A 19488-nucleotide genomic window follows, 5' to 3' on the forward strand; every position below is an offset into this window, starting at 1 on the left:
TCACAGGCTCCCGGCTTTGTCGAGGAACAGGCAGGCGGCCAGCAGATCGGCAGCACCGCCTGGAGAGGCATTGAGTTGCAGCAGGTGCGCATCCAGCGCGCGCAGTTGACGGCGACCCGCCAAGCTCGCGCTGCCGCCTGCATCGAGCACCGCACGGGCCCCTTGCTGCAGGGCATCCAGGCCTTGCTGACCGGCACGCCACAGCACGCAGGTGTCGCTCAGCGAAGCCATGATCGCCAGCAGCGCGTCCAGGCGTGCATGGGTCTCGCTGGCGCCAGCGGCGCGGCTGCGCCAGAGTTGCGGCAGAGCGTGACCGGTGATCGCCGGAAAGCCTTGCTGGGCCTGCTCGCGCGCACCACCTGCGCCATAGCGGCGGCGCACCTGGATGCCGTGGCTGTCCTGTGCGGGGGCGGCCGGATCATCGATCAGCGCAAGGCGCCCGGCACGTGCGGCAAGAGTATGCGGGTCACTGCTCAGCGGGCTCAGCGCCCGCGCCGCAACCAGCAGCCCCAGCGCCCAGATAGCACCACGGTGGGTATTCACCCCGGCCGTGGTGGCGAGCATCGCCGCCTCGCCTTCGCGCCCAAGGCGTCCCAGCTCTGCACGCAGCGGCGCAGCGATCTTGCCATGGCGTTGCGCCGCTTCGGCCATCTGTCGCAGGCACGGCCACAGCGACAGCGCCGAGGCGTGCATCAAGGCCAGGTTCATGTCGCCATGGGCGCCGCTGCCGCGCCGGTCCACCAGCCCTGGCTTGGGCGAGAGGTCGGCCTCATCGATCAGGGCTTCGACGGCCAGGTCCGCCAATTGGTCGGGCAAGGCCAGGGGCTGTAGGCAAAGTGCTTTCATCACCAGCTCCTGAAGCGTGCGGGCGGGTTGTACAGGCCACCGGACCATTCCACGAGGTCGGCGATGCTGCGTGCGGCGAGCAACTCACGGGTGGCGTCGGTACGGCGAATGCCCAGGTCTTCGGGCAAGGCCACCAACCCTTCGCGGCGCAGGCGCTCGGTATCCTTGGGGTCATGGCGCAGGCCAATGGCGGTGACCCCGGCCACCGCCGCGATCATCTGCTGACGTTCCTGCAGGCTGCGCGCCTTGTACAGGTAGGCGATGCCCTCTTCGGTGAGCAGGTGGGTGACGTCATCGCCGTAGATCATCACGGGTGCAAGCGGCATGCCGGCCTTCTTCGCCACCTCGACCGCATCCAGGGTTTCGACGAAGGTCGGTTTACCGCCCTCCTGGTAGGTCTCGACCATCTGCACCACCAGCTTGCGCCCCCGCTCGAGCAGGGTTTCGGGCACGGTCATGTCCAGCCAGGCCGGCGTCGCGTGGCGTCGCCCGCGTGGATCGTGGCCCATGTTCGGTGCCCCGCCGAAACCGGCCAGGCGGCCACGGGTGACCGTCGAAGAATGCCCGTCGCCATCGACCTGCAAGGTGGCGCCGATGAAGAGGTCCACCGCGTACTGCCCTGCCAGCTGGCACATCAACCGGTTGGAGCGCATCGAACCGTCGCGCCCGGTGAAGAACACGTCCGGACGCTGGGCAATGTAGTCTTCCATGCCCAGCTCGGTGCCGAAGCAGTGCACGCTTTGTACCCAGCCGGTTTCGATGGCCGGGATCAGCGTCGGGTGAGGATTGAGGGTCCAGTTGCGGCAGATCTTGCCCTTGAGCCCCAGCGACTCGCCATAGGTCGGCAGGATCAGCTCGATGGCGGCGGTATTGAAACCGATGCCGTGGTTGAGCGACTGCACCTGGTGTTTTTCATAGATACCGCGGATCGCCATCATCGCCATCAGCACATGGACCGGCTTGATATGACGCGGGTCGCGGGTGAACAGCGGTTCGATGTAGAACGGCTGGTCGGCGACCACCACGAAGTCGATCCACGAGGCAGGGATGTCCACCCTGGGCAGGTCGTCGACACGGTCAACCAACTGGTTGACCTGGGCGATGACGATGCCATCGCTGAACGCGGTGGGCTCGACCAGCGCCGGAGTGTCCTCGGTGCTGGGGCCGGTGTAGAGGTTGCCATCGCGGTCGGCAGTGAAGCCTGCAACCAGCGTGACGTTGGGGATCAGGTCCACCAGCAGGCGCGAGTAGAGCTCGATGTAGGTGTGGATGGCGCCGACTTCGAGCAGACCGTCTTCGAGCAACTGGCCGATGCGCTGGCTCTGGGGGCCGGCGAAGGAGAAGTCGAGCTTGCGGGCGATGCCACGTTCGAACAGGTCCAGGTGCTCGGCGCGGCTGACGCTGGGCATGATCAGGTGCAGGTCGTGGAGACGGCCAGGGTCGGCCTTGGCCAGCGAGCGCGAAAGAAAGTCCGCCTGCTTCTGGTTGTTGCCTTCGAGCACCACACGATCACCCGGGGCGATCAGCAGTTCGAGGGCCTCGACGATCCGCTCGGTGGGCAGTACCACGCCATCGGCGAGGTGACTCACCCGCTCGAGACGGCGCTGCTTTTCGGCGCGCCTTCTCGACCATTGCGGCGGTGGATTCTTCGTTGTGGTCATTGGTGACTCCACGGGTTCGCTGTCGTGGGGTCACCTTAGGCCTGGGGGGTGGGAGGCATCAATCAAGCACGGTGGTTGATCGTTACGGTGAGCGTAATGTTTTTGATGTAAGGACTTGAGCCGTTGTCTTTCGCAGCAATGTCTTGTCGCGGCTAAATCCGCTCCCCCGTCCTCGCCAGCTTTTTTGAACTCTCCCCTCACCCACTCCCTCAATTCTTCAGAGACCCGGGAGTCGTCCCGAAACCCACCATGACCAAAGCCGCCGCAGAGGTATCTGCGACAGGATTGGTTTGAGTTCGACTGACAGCAGGAGCTTGGCAACGATGAACGAGCACATGATCCAGGCTGCCGCGGGAACCCCTTGGAGCGAATGGCAGAAATCCGCGCACCTGGCCCGGGCCGCCTGGATCACCCCCGAACAACTGTGCCCGCCGGGTCGGCGCCTGGTGTTGGTAGCGCCGCATCCGGATGACGAGGTGCTCATGGCGGGCGGATTACTGAGTGACTTCCATGGCCGCGAGCAGGATCTCGTGCTGATCTCCGCCACCGATGGCGAAGGCAGCCACCCAGGCTCGGCACAGTGGAGCGAACGACGCCTGCGCCACCAGCGCCCACTGGAGAGCCACCATGCCTTGCAGCAGCTCAATCTGCGGGTCGGCGATCTGGATTGGCGACGGCTGAACCTCAAGGACGGCGCCTTGCCCCGGGACGAGGCCTTTCTGGTCAATTACCTGAACCAGTTACTGCAACCCGGCGATCTGTTGATGTGTCCCTGGCGCCACGATGGCCATTGCGACCATGACGCGGTGGGCCGTGCCTGCGCACAGGCCGCCCAGGCGCGCGGGGCAACGCTGGCCGAAGCGCCGATATGGGCGTGGCGCTGGTCGACGCCGGACGATCCTCGGCTACCTTGGCAACGCGCGCGTCGTATCCAGCTCGACGAAGCGAGCCTCGCGCGCAAGCGCCAGGCCATCGCTGCCCATGTCAGTCAGATGGAGGCGGATGCGGACACGCCGCCCGTGGTGCCGCAACAGCTGCTGGAATGCCTGCTGCAGCCTTTTGAACTGGTCTTTATCTGACAGCCAACCCCTCGCAGATGCCCCTTCAGCGCCCGCGCTTGAGGGTCTCGCTCGGCAATTCGCGGAACAACTGGCGATAGCTCTCGGAAAACCGCCCCAGGTGCCAGAACGACCAACGCATCGCCACTTCCGCTACCGTCACGTCGCTGGCGCGGCGCAGCAGGTCGCGGCGCGCACCGTTGAGTCGGCGCAGACGCAACCAATGCGCCGGGGGCATGCCGGTAAAGGCCTTGAAGGCCTCCTGCAATTGACGCAACGACACCCCGGCCACCTGCGCCAGCTCCATGAGATTGAGCGTCTCTTCCGGGCAGTCCGCCGCCCATTCGCTGACCCGCTGCATGATCGCCCGCTCTTCACCGCGCTTGCCCAGTGCCTGGCCTTGCAGGCGCTGGCAGGCGTTGTCGAGGATGAACAGGCAGTCATCGAGCAGTTGCTCGGCCAAGGCCTGCCCTTCGAGTGGGCAGTCAGCCTGCGCCAGACGTGTCAGGGTCGCGCTCAGCCAGCTGCCGAACAGCGCATTCTGGCCGCTGCCCAGCGGCACCATGTACAGCCCCTGCAAACGCTCCAGATCCAGGCCGTGCCGCTGCAGGAACGGCTGGTCGAACACCACCGCCACTTCCTGGTAGTTCTCCGGGGTTATCCAGATGTTGCGGCTTTGTTCGTTGAGCAGGTACAGGCTGTTCTCGACCTGGTCGAAGCAAAAGGTCAGCGAGCCGCTCGGGGCGCGGAAGAACTGCTCGACTCGGGTATTCAGGCGCTCTTCGTACACCTCGACGCCATCGAGCCCCAGGCAGCGCAGCTGGCCGCTGAAATGCCCGGGTGACATCTGCCGGTACTGCTGCTGCCAGCCAGGGGTGGCACGCACCTGCTCGGTGACATCGGTGGTGTTGAAAGCCTGGACCTGCAAGGCGGTTTGCGTATTCACGCGACGTCCTATATGCACTCTTTTGGTGCATTGATTGACGGAGAAAACGGATAGATCACCCCGAGGGGCAGCGCCCAAGATAGTCCTCAGCGTGACCTGTGGGAAGTGGCGTCGTGAAAAGGTTTGTAATACCTCCTGGAGGTCGACGGCCTTCACGCGCTGCACATGCCCACCACCAAAACCCAACCAAGAGGTCTGTATGAACGCCCCCTTCGATCAGCTGTCCGCCTGGCTGAAAGAACACCGGATCACCGAAGTCGAATGCGTGGTCAGTGACCTGACCGGCATTGCCCGCGGCAAGATCGCCCCGACCAACAAGTTCCTCAACGAGCGTGGCATGCGCCTGCCCGAGAGTGTGCTGCTGCAGACCGTCACCGGCGACTTCGTCGATGACGACATCTACTACGGCCTGCTCGATCCGGCGGACATCGACATGATCTGCCGCCCTGACCCGGCAGCGGTGTACCAGATCCCTTGGGCGATCGAACCGACCGCCATCGTCATCCACGACACCTTCGACAAGCACGGCAACCCCATCGAGCTGTCGCCGCGCAACGTCCTGAAGAAAGTCCTCAAGCTTTACGCCGACAAGGGCTGGCAGCCGATCGTTGCGCCCGAAATGGAGTTCTACCTCACCCAGCGCTGCGAAGACCCGGACCTGCCGCTGCAGGCGCCATTGGGCCGTTCGGGCCGTGCCGAGAGCGGCCGGCAGTCGTTCTCCATCGATGCCGCGAACGAATTCGACCCGCTGTTCGAGGACGTCTACGACTGGTGCGAAATCCAGTGCCTGGACCTGGACACGCTGATCCACGAAGACGGCCCGGCGCAGATGGAGATCAACTTCCGTCACGGCGACGCCCTGGACCTGGCCGACCAGATCACCGTATTCAAGCGCACCATGCGCGAGGCGGCGCTCAAGCACAATGTCACCGCCACCTTCATGGCCAAGCCGATCACCGACGAGCCGGGCAGTGCCATGCACCTGCACCAGAGCGTGGTCGACATCGCCACCGGCAAGCCGGTGTTCGCCAATGAAGACGGCAGCATGAGCGAGCTGTTCCTGCACCACATCGGCGGCCTGCAGAAGTACATCCCCAAGGTACTGCCGATGTTCGCGCCGAACGTCAACTCGTTCCGCCGCTTCCTGCCGGACACCTCGGCGCCGGTGAACGTGGAATGGGGCGAGGAAAACCGCACCGCCGGCCTGCGCGTTCCGACCTCCAGCCCCGAGGCGATGCGCGTGGAGAACCGCCTGCCGGGCGCCGATGCCAACCCTTACCTGGCGATCGCCGCGAGCCTGCTGTGCGGTTACCTGGGCATGATCGAGAAGATCGGGCCGAGCGCGCCTGTACAGGGCCGCGCCTACGAGCGCCGCAACCTGCGTCTGCCGATCACCATCGAGGATGCGCTGCAGCACATGGAAGACTGCAAGGTCCTGGAAGACTACCTGGGGCGCCAGTTCGTCCAGGGCTACGTCGCGGTCAAACGCGCCGAGCATGAAAACTTCAAGCGGGTGATCAGCTCCTGGGAGCGCGAGTTCCTGCTGCTGAGCGTGTGACCCCATGGAGGGTTTCTGCGGGAGCGGGTCGATCCGCTCCCACAGGCAACGCGCTGCCCCTGCTTCCGTTTCGAACCCGAAGAACAAGTCCAACGAGGTGCCGACATGCGTCATTTGCAAACCCTGATTCCCGCAGCCTTCGCCCTGATGTTCGGCGCGGCCGCCCAGGCCGAGCCCACGGTCAGCGTGTACAACTGGACCGACTACATTGGCGAGACCACCCTGGCCGACTTCCAGGCCAGTACCGGGATCAAGGTGGTCTATGACGTCTTCGACTCCAACGAAACCCTCGAGGGCAAGCTGCTCGCCGGCCGCACCGGCTACGATGTGGTGGTGCCCTCGAACCACTTCCTCGCCCGCCAGGCCAAGGCCGGCGCGTTCCTGCCACTGGATCGCAGCAAGTTGCCGAACTGGCAGCACCTGGACCCGAAACTGCTCAAGCAACTGGAGCAGAACGATCCGGGCAACAAGTACGCTGTGCCGTACCTGTGGGGTACCAATGGCATTGGCTATAACGTCGAGAAGGTCAAGGCCGCGCTGGGCATCGACAAGGTCGACTCCTGGGCCGTGCTGTTCGAGCCAGAGAACCTGAAGAAACTCAAGCAATGCGGCGTGGCCTTCATGGACTCGCCCGACGAGCTGTTCCCGGCCATGCTCAACTACCTGGGCATGAACCCACGCAGCGAAGACCCGAAAGACTACGCCAAGGCCGAAGCACGGCTGATGGAGCTGCGCCCGTACATCACCTACTTCCACTCCTCCAAGTACGTCTCTGACCTGGCCAACGGTGACGTGTGCGTGGCCTTCGGCTACTCCGGCGACGTGTTCCAGGCGGCCAACCGCGCCGTGGAAGCCAAGAACGGCGTGAAGATCGCCTACAGCATTCCCAAGGAAGGCAGCAACCTGTGGTTCGACCTGCTGGCCATCCCGAAAGACGCCAGCAATCCAGACCAGGCCCTGGCCTTCATCAACTACCTGCTCGACCCGAAAGTGATCGCCAAGGTCAGCGCCACGGTCGGGTATGCCAATGCCAACCCTGATGCCAAGGCGTTCATGGACAAGTCGCTGGTGGAGAATCCCGAGATCTATCCGTCCCAGGAGGTTCTGGACAAGCTCTACGTCTCCAGCACCCCCAGCCCGCAGATCATGCGGGTGATGACCCGCTCCTGGAGCAAGATCAAGTCCAACCGCTGATTCGAGTGTTTCCGATGCCTCATCAAACCGAACACACCACCTCCTACTACGCCGCCACGGCCCGTGCCACGGCGCCCTACCCCGAACTCGAAGGCGAGCTGAGCGCCGACGTGTGCGTGGTCGGCGGCGGCCTGACTGGCGTCAACACCGCGCTGGAGCTGGCCGAGCATGGCCTGTCGGTGATTCTGCTGGAGGCCCGCCGCATCGGCTGGGGCGCCAGTGGGCGCAATGGCGGGCAACTGATCCGCGGTATCGGCCATGACGTTTCGGGCTTTGCTCGCTACGTGGGCCAGGACGGCGTGCGTTACCTCAAGCAGGCAGGCCTGGACTCGATCGAGCTGGTGGCCAGGCGCATCGAGCAATACGGCATCGAGTGCGACCTGCGCTGGGGCTTCTGCGAGCTGGCCAACACCCCGGCGCAGTTCGCGGCGTTCAACGACGAACTGCAGGACCTGGCCGAACTGGGCTATCGCCATGAAACCCGGCTGATCGCCCCAGCGCGCATCTACGACATCGTCGCCAGCGACCAGTACGCCGGCGGCCTGGTGGACATGGGCTCCGGCCACCTGCACCCACTGGACCTGGTACAGGGCGAGGCCCGCGCCGCCAGCAGCCTTGGCGTGCGAATCTTCGAGCAGACCGCTGTGCAACGCATCGAACACGGGCCCACCGTCACCCTGCACTGCGCACGCGGCAAGGTACGGGCCAAGAGCCTGGTGCTGGGGTGCAATGCGCACCTGGACGAGCTGGAGCCGCGCTTGACCGGCAAGGTGCTGCCCGCCGGCAGCTACGTGGTGGCGACCGAACCGTTGCCCGAGGCTCTGGCGCGCAGCCTGATTCCGCAGAACATGGCGCTGTGCGACCAGAAGGTCGGCCTTGACTACTACCGCCTGACCGCCGACCGCCGCCTGCTGTTCGGTGGCGCCTGCCACTACTCCGGCCGCGACCCGAAGGACATCGCCGCCTACATGCGCCCGAAAGTGCTGAAGGTGTTCCCGCAACTGGCCGATGTGCGCATCGACTTCCAGTGGGGCGGCATGATCGGCATCACCGCCAACCGCTTCCCCCAGGTCGGCCGCCTGAGCCAGCATCCAAACGTGTATTACGCCCAGGGTTACTCCGGGCATGGCCTGAACGTGACCCACTGGACCGCCAAGCTGTTGGCCGAGGCCATCGCCGTCGGCCACAGCCAGGGCCTGGATATCTTCAGTGCCGTGCCGCACCTGACCTTCCCCGGCGGCAAGGCCCTGCGCTCGCCGCTGCTGGCCCTGGGGATGTTGTGGTATCGCGTGAGGGAGGTGCTGGGGTGATTGAAGGATGGTTTGCAGGCCCTGATTTCATGTGGGAATTCACATCACAGAACCAAGGGCGCACACCAAACCACCTGCAAACTGGCCAATCGCCAAGCACCTGCTAGCGTTGATCTGGCCTCCCCCTCAATGGACGCTACCCATCATGAAACCGCTGCCTCGCGCTACCCTGCTGTGCGCTGCCGTGCTTGCCCTGGCCGCCTGTTCCAGCAACCGCGTCGATCCGAGCCAGTATTCCGGGTTTCTCAAGGACTACAGCCGGCTCAAGCCGGCGGAAAGTGTTTCCGGGGCACCGGTAATGCGCTGGATCGACCCCGGGATCAAGGCCAGCCAGTATCGACAGGTCTATATCGAGCCCAGCCAGTTCTACCCCAGACCACAACCCACAGCGGTGATCTCGGCGCAGACCCTGCAAGCGATCACCCGCTACTTCGACGACGCCATGCGCCGGGAACTGGGCAGCGTGCTGACGGTGGTCAGCGCTCCAGGCCCGGGAACGATCGTGGTACGCCCGGCGATCACCGCGGTGTCGACCAAGACCGAGGGGCTCAAGCCCTATGAAGTGGTGCCCTTCGCCCTGGTGGCCGCGGCTGTGAACACTGCGGCCGGTGGTCGTGACCAGGAAGTGGACATCGCTGTAGAAGCGGCCTTCCTCGACGGTGCCAACCAGAAAGTGTTGGCCCAGGTGGTGCGCAAGGGCACCGGCGAGGCGCTGGAGAACGACACCGCGCAGCTCAAGCTGGAGAACGTCAAGCCGGTGCTCGATGGCTGGGCCAGCGACATGCGTCGTAGCGTCGTGGAACTGCGCAAGAAGGGCCAGTAAACGGCGTCGGATCAGTCTTTCGCCGCAGGCATGCCCGAGGTTTCAGGCGTGGTCTGGGCGCTGGCAACCGCGCCCGGGCTGCGGCTGATTACCGCCAGCCGGTCCCTGTCGAGTTCGCCCTCCCAGACTGCAACAGCCAGGGTCGCGACCGCATTGCCGATGATGTTGGTCAGCGACCGGCATTCGGCCAGGAAGCAGTCGACGCCCAGGATCAGCACCATCGCCGCGACCGGTACGGTCGGCACCACCGCAAGGCTTGCGGCCAGCGCAACGAAACCCGCGCCGACAGGCCGTATCAGGCGTGCAGCAGGAACGGCAGGGCGTGCTCGAGCAAGGCTTGCGGGGCTTCTTCAGGAATGTAGTGACCGCAGGGCAACTCGCTGCCGCGCACGTCCTCGGCACAGGCGCGCCATTCCTTGAGCGGTTCGAAGCACTTGCCGATGACGCCGTCACGGCCCCACATCACCAGTAGCGGGGTCCTGACCGTGTTCCCGGCATCGAGATCGGCCTGGTCATGCTCCAGGTCAATGCCTGCAGCCGCCCGATAGTCTTCGCACACGCCACGCGCTGCGCCCGGTAGCGACAGGCAACGACGGTACTCGGCGAACGCCTCGTCGGTGAACGGCGCAAGGCCGGCACTGCGCCCCCCCATGACGCTGCGCAGGTAGCCTTCCGGGTTGGCTTCGATCAGGGTTTCAGGCAGTGGCGCCGGGCGAATGAGGAAGAACCAGTGCCAGTAGGCACGGGCGAAGGCTTCGTTGGTCTGGCGATACATTGTCAGGGTTGGCGCGATGTCCAGCAGCACCAGGCGGGTCAGGCGCTGGGGATGGTCGAGCGCCAGGCGGTGCGCGACCCGCGCGCCGCGGTCGTGGGCCATCAGGGCGAATTGCTCGAACCCCAGGGCATGCATGAGCCCGACCATATCTGCGGCCATGCGGCGCTTGGAATACGCCTCATGCCGGTCGTCGGCCTCAGGCTTGGCCGAATCGCCGTAACCGCGCAGGTCGGCAGCGACCACAGTGAACTGCTCGGCCAGCTTTTCGGCCACCTTGTGCCAGATAACATGGGTCTGCGGGTGGCCGTGCAACAGCAGCAACGCCGGCCCCTTGCCGCCGATACGGTAGGCGATCTCGATACCTTCGACGTGCTGGAAGGCTTTCTTGAAACCCTGGAACATGCCAATCACTCCGTTCGTGTGCTTTCAGGCCGTAAGACGACCCTTCAGGTGCCGAGCATAGCTGCGGCACCGAAGGCATCAAGAACACAAATGCAGAGCGAAGCAACACGAATCGTGAAGCATGGCCTCAGGCAAAGAAGCCGTAGAAAATCGCAGACAAGGTGATCAACCCCACCAGCACGACGAACACGTTCGACAGCGCGCCCGAGTACTTGCGCAGCGAAGGCACCTTGCGCACGGCATACATCGGCATCAGGAACAGCAGGCACGCCAGCACTGGGCCACCGAGGCTTTCGATCAGTCCGAGGATGCTCGGATTGAGGGTCGCCACGATCCAGCAGCCCAGCACCATGAACAGCGCGGTCACCCGCTCCAGGCGCTTGGCCGACCAGCTTTTACCGCGGCTGCGCAGGCTCTTGACGATCATGCCCTGGAAGCCTTCGCTGGCACCGATGTAGTGACCCAGGAAAGACTTGGTGATCGCCACCAGGGCAATCAGGGGGGCGACGAAGGCGATGACCGGCGTCTGGAAGTGGTTGGCCAGGTACGACAGGATCGAGATGTTCTGCACCTTGGCCGCTGCCAGGTCGGCAGGGCTCAGGGCCAGTACGCAACTGAAGCAGAAGAACATCACCGTCAGCACCATCATCACGTGGGCGGTGGCCAGGGTACGGCCGCTCTTGCGGTCGGCGTCGGCGCCGTAGCGATGCTTCTGGTCGACGGCGAAGGCCGAGATGATCGGCGAGTGGTTGAACGAGAACACCATCACCGGGATCGCCAGCCACAGGGTCAGCAGCAGCTTGGAGGTGCTCAGGCCTTCGCTGGCCTGGGCGAAGAAGGCACCGTTCCAGTTGGGGATCAGGCTCAGGGCCAGCAGCAGGAGCGAGGCGACGAAGGGATAGACCAGCACGCTCATGACCTTGACGATGATCTGCTGGCCGCAACGCACCACCACCATCAGACCGGCGATCAACAGCAGCGACAACAGTGCACGCGGCGGCGCGGTCACATGCAGTTGGTGCTCGAGGAAGCTGGTCAGGGTGTTGGTCAGGGCCACGCTGTAGACCAGCAGGATGGGGAAGATCGCCAGGAAGTAGAGCAAGGTGATGAGCTTGCCGGCACCCACGCCGAAATGCTCCTCGACCACCTCGGTGATGTCTTCGTTGCCGCCACGGCGCCCGGAAAGCACGAAGCGGGTCAGCGCACGGTGCGCATAGAAGGTCATCGGGAAGGCCAGCAGCGCGAGGATCAGCAGCGGCCAGAACCCCCCTACCCCGGCGTTGATCGGCAGGAACAGGGTACCGGCACCGATGGCAGTGCCGTACAGGCCCAGGGCCCAGGTGGTGTCGTGGCGGTTCCAGCTGCGCGTGGCTGTGGTCGAAGCCGGCGCAGCCGAATCCGCACGAACGGTCGTGGTGTTGTGTACATCAGTCATGGGTTTCGCCTTTGTAGTTGTTTTTGTTGCTCGGTGCAGCGGGTGTTGCAAATCGATTCAGGCTTGTTGAGTCGAACGCCTACAGGAGCGGGTTTGAACCAGCGAACTCAGCACTCGACAAAGGCAACGGCCAGGCCGCCGCGGGAGGTTTCCTTGTAGTTGGCGTGCATGTCCGCGCCGGTGTCGCGCATGGTGCGGATCACCCGGTCGAGGGAGATGAAATGCTCGCCATCACCCCGCAAGGCCATCTGCACAGCATTGATCGCCTTCACGGCGGCGATGGCGTTGCGCTCGATGCACGGCACCTGAACCAGACCGCCGACCGGATCGCAGGTCAGGCCGAGGTTGTGCTCCAGGGCGATTTCAGCGGCGTTTTCCAGTTGCGGCGGGGTGGCGCCGAGCACTTCGGCAAGGCCTGCAGCGGCCATGGAGCAGGCCGAACCGACCTCACCCTGGCAACCCACTTCGGCGCCGGAGATCGATGCGTTTTTCTTGCACAGGATGCCGACCGCCGCAGCGGCCAGCAGGAACGCCACCACGTCGTCGTCGCAGGCCGCGGGGTTGAACTTCATGTAGTAGTGCAACACCGCCGGGATGATGCCGGCCGCGCCATTGGTCGGTGCCGTGACCATGCGCCCGCCAGCGGCGTTTTCTTCGTTGACCGCCAGCGCGAACAGGTTGACCCACTCCATCGCGCTCAGGGTCGAGCCGATCACGTTGGGCTTGCCCAACTCCTGCAGGCTGCGGTGCAGGCGCGCAGCCCGGCGCTTGACCTTGAGCCCACCTGGCAGGATGCCCTCATTACGCAGGCCGTTATCGACGCATTCGCGCATGGCGGCCCAGATGCCCAGCAGGCCGCTGCGGATCTCGTGTTCGCTGCGCCAGGCGCGCTCGTTGGCCATCATCAACTGGCCAACGGTCAAGCCATGGGTCTTGCACAGCGCCAGCAGCTCGGCGCCTGAGGAAAACTCGTACGGCAGCTCGACGTGCGCTTCGGTATTGACCGGTGCATCGATTTCGGCCTGCTCGATGATGAAGCCGCCGCCAACGGAGTAGTAGGTCTGGGTCAGCAGGCTGCCCTGCCCGCCCAGTGCTTCCAGGCTCATGGCGTTGGGGTGGTAGTCCAGGCTCTGGTCGAGCAGGCGCATGTCGCGGCTGTACTGGAACGCCACCGGATGCGAGCCATCGAGCATCAGGCACTGCTCCTGCATCAACTGGTCGATGCGCGGCTCGATGCTGTGCGGGTCGATGCGGTCCGGCCACTCGCCCATCAGGCCCAGCAGGCAGGCGCGGTCGGTGGCGTGACCGACGCCGGTGGCCGACAGCGAGCCATACAGGCGCACCTCGACCCGCTGCACCTGGGCCAGCAGGCCATGTTCGCGCAGCCGCTGGGCAAAGGTGGCGGCGGCACGCATGGGCCCCACGGTGTGGGAGCTGGACGGCCCGATGCCGATCTTGAAGAGGTCGAAAACACTGATAGCCATGCTAATGCCTGACCGCTGCGACGTTGTTTGCCGCTGCGCGGCCCTCCGGAAAAATTGATGGGTACTGCGAATTTGCGCGATACTGCCGCGCTCGCCTGGCAATGACCAACGAAAATTCCTAAGCAAGCCTTTAGCAGGACTAAACAATGAAAGGGCAACTCAACGGCCAGGTATTCGTCTGGCTGCATGTGTTCTCCTGTGCGGCGCGGCATCTGTCGTTTACCCGCTGTGCCGAAGAACTGCACATCACCCCCGGGGCGGTCAGCCAGCAGATGCGCCAGCTTGAAGAGCGCCTGGGCTTCGCCCTGTTCCTGCGCCGCGCCCGTGGTGTGGAGATGACCGCCGAGGGGCAGCGCCTGGCGCAGACTGTCGCCGAGGCCTATGGCAGCATCGAAGCCGAATTGCTGCGCCTGGATGCGGGTGAAATTCGCGGCACCTTGCGCCTGCGTTCGATCCCTTCGTTCCTCGCCAAATGGCTGACCCCGCGCCTGCCTCGCTTCCAGCAGCGCTACCCGGACATCGAGCTGCGCCTGGTGGCCGAAGACAGCAACCAGGCCCTGCACGACGGCGACTTCGACCTGGCGATCGACCTCAATGACGGCAGCTACCCCGGAATGCTCTCGACGCCGCTGCTGGACGAGCAGATCTTTCCGGTCTGCTCCCCCGCCCTGCTACGCGGCCGGCCGCCGCTGCACGGCCCAGCCGATCTGGTCCACTACCCGCTGCTGCACGACATCACGGCCTGGCGCGGCAGTTCGGAATACGCGGAGTGGGAGTTCTACCTGGAGGGCATCGGCGCGGGTGGCCTGAACGTGCGCCGCGGCCACACCTTCAATCGCAACCACCTGACCATCGAGGCGGCGATTGCCGGTATCGGCGTCGCGATTGCGCGCCGTACCTTGCTCAACGACGAGCTCGAGCGCGGCACTCTGATCGTTCCGTTCGGGGTACCGATCCCCAATCACAAGCGTTATGTGCTGCTCTATCCGCCCGGCGGCCTGACCCAACCCGGCGCCCGCGCAGTGCACGATTGGTTGGTGGAGGAAGCGCAGACCTTCCGGGCCCTGCATCCGCTGATGTGATACCACTCCCGGCAAGAGCGTGGCCGCGTTACCACCCACGCCCCAAATGCCCGTCAGGGCCACGCTGGCGCACAACCGACACCTAGCATTTCTGTCAGTTTCGGGCGATTTCAATCCGGGCAATACTGCTGCCGGGATCACAAGCACCAGGGAACAGCCATGACATCGTCGATAACTGCGGCACCCAGAAAGTCCGAGCCTTTGCGCTTCAAAGTGGGCGGGGCGTTGTACCTCGGTGAAAACCATAGCCAGGCTCTGGGGACCGATTACATCATCGTTCAGGGGCGTCCCCCGTTAGTGCCTGCGCCCCACTTCAATGCTTCTTTCCTGCGTGCAGCTACAGGTGGCAAAGCCCCCTATCGCTATTATTCGAGCAACACAAACATCGCCATAGTGGGCCCTAGCAACGGAAACGTGGTGGCCACAGGGATCGGGACTGCACGCATCGTGGTGACTGACAGCACTGGCGCCCGAGCCGGTTACGACATAACGTTTACCGGTACCGTACGCCTGGTAGAACGACGTGATGATCAACTCTGGACAGCCCCCTCAACAAACCCAACACGTCCCGAATTCCATGCGTTGACTCGAACTCAAATGAGGGCGTTCTGGCAGGTTTATAGGGAGGAAGACCTGTCAAGATCAGTACCACAGATTCTTGGGTGGCCTGATTCCTTCTACTGGACAGGGGATAACTACTTGGGTGACTCCACCTCTTGGACGGTGGATCTCAGGCCACTCTCGCCTGATTTCGACGGTGTTCGACAATGGGGGGGAATCATCTTGCCAACCGTTAGCCGAATAGGCTGGTAATCCCATCGCTAGGCCACAGCATCTATGGCCTGGCTGCCTTTGAGCGCCCTCCATCATGTGCCGCCCTAATGTGCTGCGGCAGTGGTCGGCGGCGGCCCGCTGGTCATTGGCCATCAGGCTGAGCTGGCACTGCACGGTCAACGTGAATGACGTCAGGATGGCGCCTTTGGGCGGAGTCTTCATGCTACATCTCCGGGACACAGGGAGACTCTGCGAGGTGCCGGAGCAAGGGGCATACCATGGAAAAATAGAGAGCGTTTTCAGGACCTTGGCAGTTCACAGGGATCGCAGCGGGGGGGAGATTCCCCACTGCCATTCCCCTTTATCGGGGTCACCTGCGCCGCGAGTACTGATTCACCGCCTTGGGCAGACCAAGGTGCTCGCGCAGCGTGCTGCCCTGGTATTCGCGCCGAAACAATCCCCGCCGCTGAAGCAACGGCACCACTTCCTCGACGAACACCTGCGCGCCGGAAGGAAACATGTCGGGCATGATGTTGAAGCCATCTCCCGCCTCGGCCAGGAACCACTCGGCCAGGGTGTCGGCGACTTGCTCGGGCGTACCGACCGCCAGCCGGTGGCCTACCAGGATGCGTCGCGACAACTGGCGAATGGTCAGGTTTTCGCGCCGGGCCAGGTTCAGTTGCGCCTCGAGAAAGCCATGGGAACCCTGCTCGAACGCAGCCACCGGGCCGATCCTGGCCCAGGGCAAGGGCGCATCCGGGTCCAGCTCGCGGGCATCGATACCGATGCGTCCGGCCACTTGCTGCAACAGGCCATGCTCGCCATGCCAGGCGTTGAGCTCGTCGAAACGCGCATGGGCCTCGGCCTCGGTGCTGCCGATCACCGTCGACAGGCCGGGCATGATCTTCAGGTGCCTCGGGTCTCGCCCCCAGGCCTTGGCGCGGGCTTTCATCTCCCGGTAGAAGGCCTGCCCGTCAGGCAAGGTGGTCTGGGTGGTGAAGATCGCATCGGCATAGCGCGACCCCAGCGCCTTGCCGCCTTCGGAAGAACCGGCCTGGACCAGGACCGGACGCCCCTGGGGCGAGCGCGGCAGGTTCAACGGACCCTTGACCTGAAAGTGCCGGCCCTTGAAGTCGACGGTATGGACCTTGTCCGGGTCGGCGAAGCGCCCCCCTGCCCGGTCCCCGATCACTGCATCCTCTTCCCAGCTGTCCCACAGCTTGAGCGTCACCTCGAGAAATTCCTCGGCGCGGCCATAGCGATCGACATGCAGCGGCGCACCCGCCAGGCCGAAATTCTGCGCGGCAGCGTCGCCGGCGTTGGTGACCACGTTCCATGCGGCGCGCCCACCGCTGATGTGGTCCAGCGAGGCGATGCGCCGGGCCAGGTTGAACGGTTCGTTGTAGGTGCTCGAACAGGTGGCGATCACACCAATGCGCTCGGTGGCAGCGGCCACGGCGGTCAGCAGCAGGGTCGGCTCCAGCCGCCCGCCCGGCTGGCTGGCGACATCACCGGGCAGTGCCGGCCCATCAGCCAGAAAGATCGCATCCAGGCAGCCCTTTTCCGAAAGCCGGGCGATATCGCGGTAGTAGGCGACATCGACATACGCGTCGATGGCCGCCTCGCCCTGGCGCCAGGCCGCAGCATGGGCGCCGAACCCGAGGATGTTCATGCCCAGGCTCATCTGCGCTTGATCTGTGCTCATGAGGCTCTCCCCGCACTCAGAATCGGAAGGCAACGCCAGTGGTCACGTTGAACGCGTCCCCTGGGTAGAAGTTCGCAGAGTCGCGCCCGCCCGCGTCATAGGCGGTGTTGGTGGCGCTGGCATAGCGCTGGTTGGTGAGGTTGCGCAGGTCGGCGAACACCTCCCACTTGCGGCTCGGCGCCTGGTAGCCGAACTTGGCGCCCCACAGCAGGTACGAGGGCGTCTGCCAGGTGTTGGCGTAGTCGATGTAGTAGCTGGAAGCGGCACGCAGGTTGAGCGAGGCGTAGAACCCGCTGGCCTGGCGATAGGCGAGCTCGGCCTGGTAGACCTGGCGCGGCAGGCCGGGCAGCTGGTTGTCGCCGAAGCGGTCGTCGTGACGGTACTTGAAGTCGTTGAGGGTGTAGGCCTGGCGCAGGTCGAGGGTGTCGCCGTTGGCACCGGTCCACAGCAACGCATTGAGCCCCGCTTCGATGCCTTGATGAAGGGTCGGGCTGGCGTTGGAGGTGGCCGTGAGCTGGTCCTGGGTGGCGGTTGCCTGTTGCACGACCACGGTCAACAGCTCTTTCTGCACCCAGGAGCGGTACAGGGTCAGGCTGCCATCGAAGATCCCATGGCTGCCGCGTACCCCCACCTCGAAGGTCGTGGCCTTCTGCGGCCGGACATCGTAGAGGAAAGGATTGCTGGTGCTGCCCAATTGCCAGGTCACCGGCGGGTCGATGCTGCGGCTGACGTTGCTGAACAGCTGGAATTCGGGATTGATCTGGTAGCGCAGTCCCAGCCGCGGCGCCAGGTCGTTCTCGACGTATTCGACGCTGGTGGGGAAGTTGCTGGGGTTGGCCGCGGTCAGGGTACTCGCCTCGATCTCGCCCTTGCGACGGATGTTGACGAACGACAGCCCCGACGACACCCACAGGTCATCGGCCAGTTGCAGCTCGTTGGCCAGTGTCAGCACGGTATCGCGCGAGCCGGTGTAGTTGGTTTCCTGGGTCCTGAGCCCGGTGGCGCGGCTGTGCGCCTTGACATCGGCCAGGTAGGCGCGGGTGTTGCTGAAGATCACGCTGCTGTCACTGGGCAGGCCGAGGAAGGTGTCGCCGGTACGCAGGTAGCGCAGGGTCAGGTTGATATCCTTCGAGCGCCAATCCTGCGGCGCCACGGCATAGCGCCAGCCATTGAGCAGCGGGTAGTTGTTGTACGACGCGCCGACTTCGAGCCTGGCGCCATCGTCGAAGGTGTAGGTGGTCTTGTTGCCGATGAAGGTGGTGCCGTCCTTGCGCCGCCCGGTGGGCACCAGGTTGCTGCGCGGGTCATGCTTGAGCTGTGCGCGGGTCAGGGTGTTGCCGTTGATCAACTGCTCTTCGCGGTACTTGAAGAACATGCGGGTCTGCAGCTTGGGGCTGAACACGTGGCCGAAGTTGGCGGCTATGCCGCGACCTTCGTTACTGGCGTGATCCTGGTAACCGTCGCGCTCGTTGTGCAGCACGTTGATGTAGTAGTCGCTGTCGCCCACCACACCGCCCGTGCTCAGCTGCTGCTTGCGGTAGCCATAGCTGCCGACCTCGAAGCGTGCATAGTTGCCAGGGTCGGTACGGCCGGTCTTGCTGACCATGTTGATCGCCCCGCCCAGTGCCAACGCGCCGTACTCGTAAGCGTTGGCGCCGTAGAGCACCTCGGTGTGATCCACCGCCTGCATGTCGAGGAAGTCTTCCTGGGTGCCACCGGGGCCGGTGATCGGCAGGCCGTCGAAGAGAAACTTGGTGCCCAGTACATAGCCTTGGTAGAAGGTGTTGAGCCCCGAGCCGCGGATCGAGATCTTGTTCGCAGCCGTGCCGCTGGTGCCCTGGGCGAACACACCGGGCTGCAGCGCCAGTACGTCCTCGGCGTTGGCCGCACGGCCCTGCTCGACTTTGCGGTTGTCGACCACCGCCGTATTGCCAGCAACCTTCTGCAGGCGCTTCTGGTCCTGCTGGGCGCCGGTTGCCGCGGCGCCGGTGACCGTCACCGTGCCCAAGGTGGATTCCTCGGCGGCCAACGTTGCCGGGCTGAAGGCAGCCAGTAACAACGGCAGGCTGGCGGCGGTCACCAGACTGAAACGCGGCTGAGTGGAAAATCGAACTTTCGCACGCACTACTGATACTCCCCATTTATATATAAGGCCGTGTTTCGCTGTTGTTCACGAAGTACGGTCGGGCATTCAAATGGGGTTATTGCAGTTGTTGTGCCAAGGCACTGAATACACTATTTCAGCGATTCGCGTGTTGGAGGACGGGCTATTTGTGCAACCCGCTGTTCGATAAACAACAGTTCAAGACCACACTAGGAGATTCAGCTTTGATTCGGGTATTTCGATATAACGACCGCTGTTCGAAACTCAACAACCGGTCAACAGAATTTCTCTGGAAACACACAACTTTCAATCCTTCGCGCGCAGTATTGGG

At 64.1% G+C, this 19488-nt stretch carries 14 protein-coding genes and 1 pseudogene; 6 read left to right on the forward strand and 9 right to left on the reverse strand.

The genetic code is table 11. The features are described 5' to 3' along the window. Together IAE40_RS01680 and mdcA are read right to left on the reverse strand one after the other, a co-directional pair. On the reverse strand, positions 1-846 hold the full coding sequence (locus tag IAE40_RS01680) for a triphosphoribosyl-dephospho-CoA synthase (RefSeq protein WP_234465022.1): 846 nt from the start codon (positions 844-846) through the stop codon (positions 1-3). Further along, complete coding sequence (mdcA, locus tag IAE40_RS01685; protein ID WP_153773566.1) at positions 846-2507, reverse strand: malonate decarboxylase subunit alpha; 1662 nt, start codon at positions 2505-2507, stop codon at positions 846-848. Before mdcA ends, IAE40_RS01680 begins: the two co-directional genes overlap by 1 nt. A 323-nt stretch (positions 2508-2830) precedes the next feature. Between mdcA and IAE40_RS01690 the strand changes: the two genes are divergently transcribed. Beyond that, positions 2831-3586, forward strand: coding sequence for a PIG-L deacetylase family protein (locus tag IAE40_RS01690; RefSeq protein ID WP_153773565.1), 756 nt, complete (start codon positions 2831-2833; stop codon positions 3584-3586). A gap of 25 nt (positions 3587-3611) precedes the next feature. Here IAE40_RS01690 and IAE40_RS01695 read toward each other — a convergent pair whose 3' ends face one another. Then, entirely contained in the window at positions 3612-4511 is a 900-nt protein-coding gene (locus IAE40_RS01695) for a helix-turn-helix domain-containing protein (protein ID WP_200602516.1), read from the reverse strand. 199 nt (positions 4512-4710) lie between these two features. Here IAE40_RS01695 and IAE40_RS01700 point away from each other — a divergent pair, with 199 nt between their 5' ends. From IAE40_RS01700 to IAE40_RS01715, 4 genes are all read left to right on the forward strand, one after another. Then, positions 4711-6069 carry a glutamine synthetase family protein gene (locus IAE40_RS01700; protein WP_200602517.1) on the forward strand — a complete coding sequence of 453 codons (1359 nt, stop codon included), beginning with the start codon at positions 4711-4713 and terminating at the stop codon, positions 6067-6069. A gap of 105 nt (positions 6070-6174) precedes the next feature. Next, entirely contained in the window at positions 6175-7263 is a 1089-nt protein-coding gene (locus IAE40_RS01705; RefSeq protein WP_065862826.1) for a polyamine ABC transporter substrate-binding protein, read from the forward strand. Between the two features lie 14 nt (positions 7264-7277). Then, positions 7278-8573: an NAD(P)/FAD-dependent oxidoreductase gene (locus IAE40_RS01710; protein WP_200602518.1), complete on the forward strand. Its 1296-nt coding sequence runs from the start codon at positions 7278-7280 to the stop codon at positions 8571-8573. A 145-nt stretch (positions 8574-8718) separates the two neighbouring features. Next, entirely contained in the window at positions 8719-9396 is a 678-nt protein-coding gene (locus IAE40_RS01715; protein WP_200602519.1) for a DUF3313 domain-containing protein, read from the forward strand. An 11-nt stretch (positions 9397-9407) separates the two neighbouring features. On the opposite strand, the pseudogene IAE40_RS01720 reads toward IAE40_RS01715, so the two are convergent. The 4 genes and pseudogenes from IAE40_RS01720 to IAE40_RS01735 form a co-directional block, all read right to left on the reverse strand. After that, a pseudogene (locus IAE40_RS01720) lies at positions 9408-9683 on the reverse strand (C4-dicarboxylate transporter DctA); the annotation flags it as partial. 8 nt (positions 9684-9691) lie between these two features. After that, positions 9692-10573, reverse strand: a complete 882-nt coding sequence (locus IAE40_RS01725) for an alpha/beta fold hydrolase (RefSeq protein WP_197889648.1) — start codon at positions 10571-10573, stop codon at positions 9692-9694. 127 nt (positions 10574-10700) lie between these two features. Beyond that, the gene (locus tag IAE40_RS01730; protein ID WP_063544815.1) at positions 10701-12008 is read right to left on the reverse strand and encodes a serine/threonine transporter; all 1308 of its coding nucleotides are present in this window, start codon (positions 12006-12008) and stop codon (positions 10701-10703) included. A gap of 107 nt (positions 12009-12115) precedes the next feature. Further along, entirely contained in the window at positions 12116-13492 is a 1377-nt protein-coding gene (locus IAE40_RS01735) for an L-serine ammonia-lyase (protein ID WP_200602520.1), read from the reverse strand. Between the two features lie 146 nt (positions 13493-13638). Between IAE40_RS01735 and IAE40_RS01740 the strand changes: the two genes are divergently transcribed. Continuing rightward, positions 13639-14574: a LysR substrate-binding domain-containing protein gene (locus tag IAE40_RS01740; protein ID WP_197889646.1), complete on the forward strand. Its 936-nt coding sequence runs from the start codon at positions 13639-13641 to the stop codon at positions 14572-14574. Between the two features lie 1144 nt (positions 14575-15718). Here the strand turns inward: IAE40_RS01740 and IAE40_RS01745 are convergent. Together IAE40_RS01745 and IAE40_RS01750 are read right to left on the reverse strand one after the other, a co-directional pair. Beyond that, positions 15719-17053, reverse strand: coding sequence for an LLM class flavin-dependent oxidoreductase (locus IAE40_RS01745; RefSeq protein ID WP_197889645.1), 1335 nt, complete (start codon positions 17051-17053; stop codon positions 15719-15721). A gap of 16 nt (positions 17054-17069) precedes the next feature. Then, positions 17070-19178, reverse strand: a complete 2109-nt coding sequence (locus IAE40_RS01750; protein WP_200602521.1) for a TonB-dependent receptor family protein — start codon at positions 19176-19178, stop codon at positions 17070-17072. Positions 19179-19488 lie beyond the last annotated feature (310 nt).

Origin of the sequence: Pseudomonas sp. S44 (assembly GCF_016624805.1) — a bacterium.
Lineage (GTDB): Bacteria > Pseudomonadota > Gammaproteobacteria > Pseudomonadales > Pseudomonadaceae > Aquipseudomonas > Aquipseudomonas machongensis.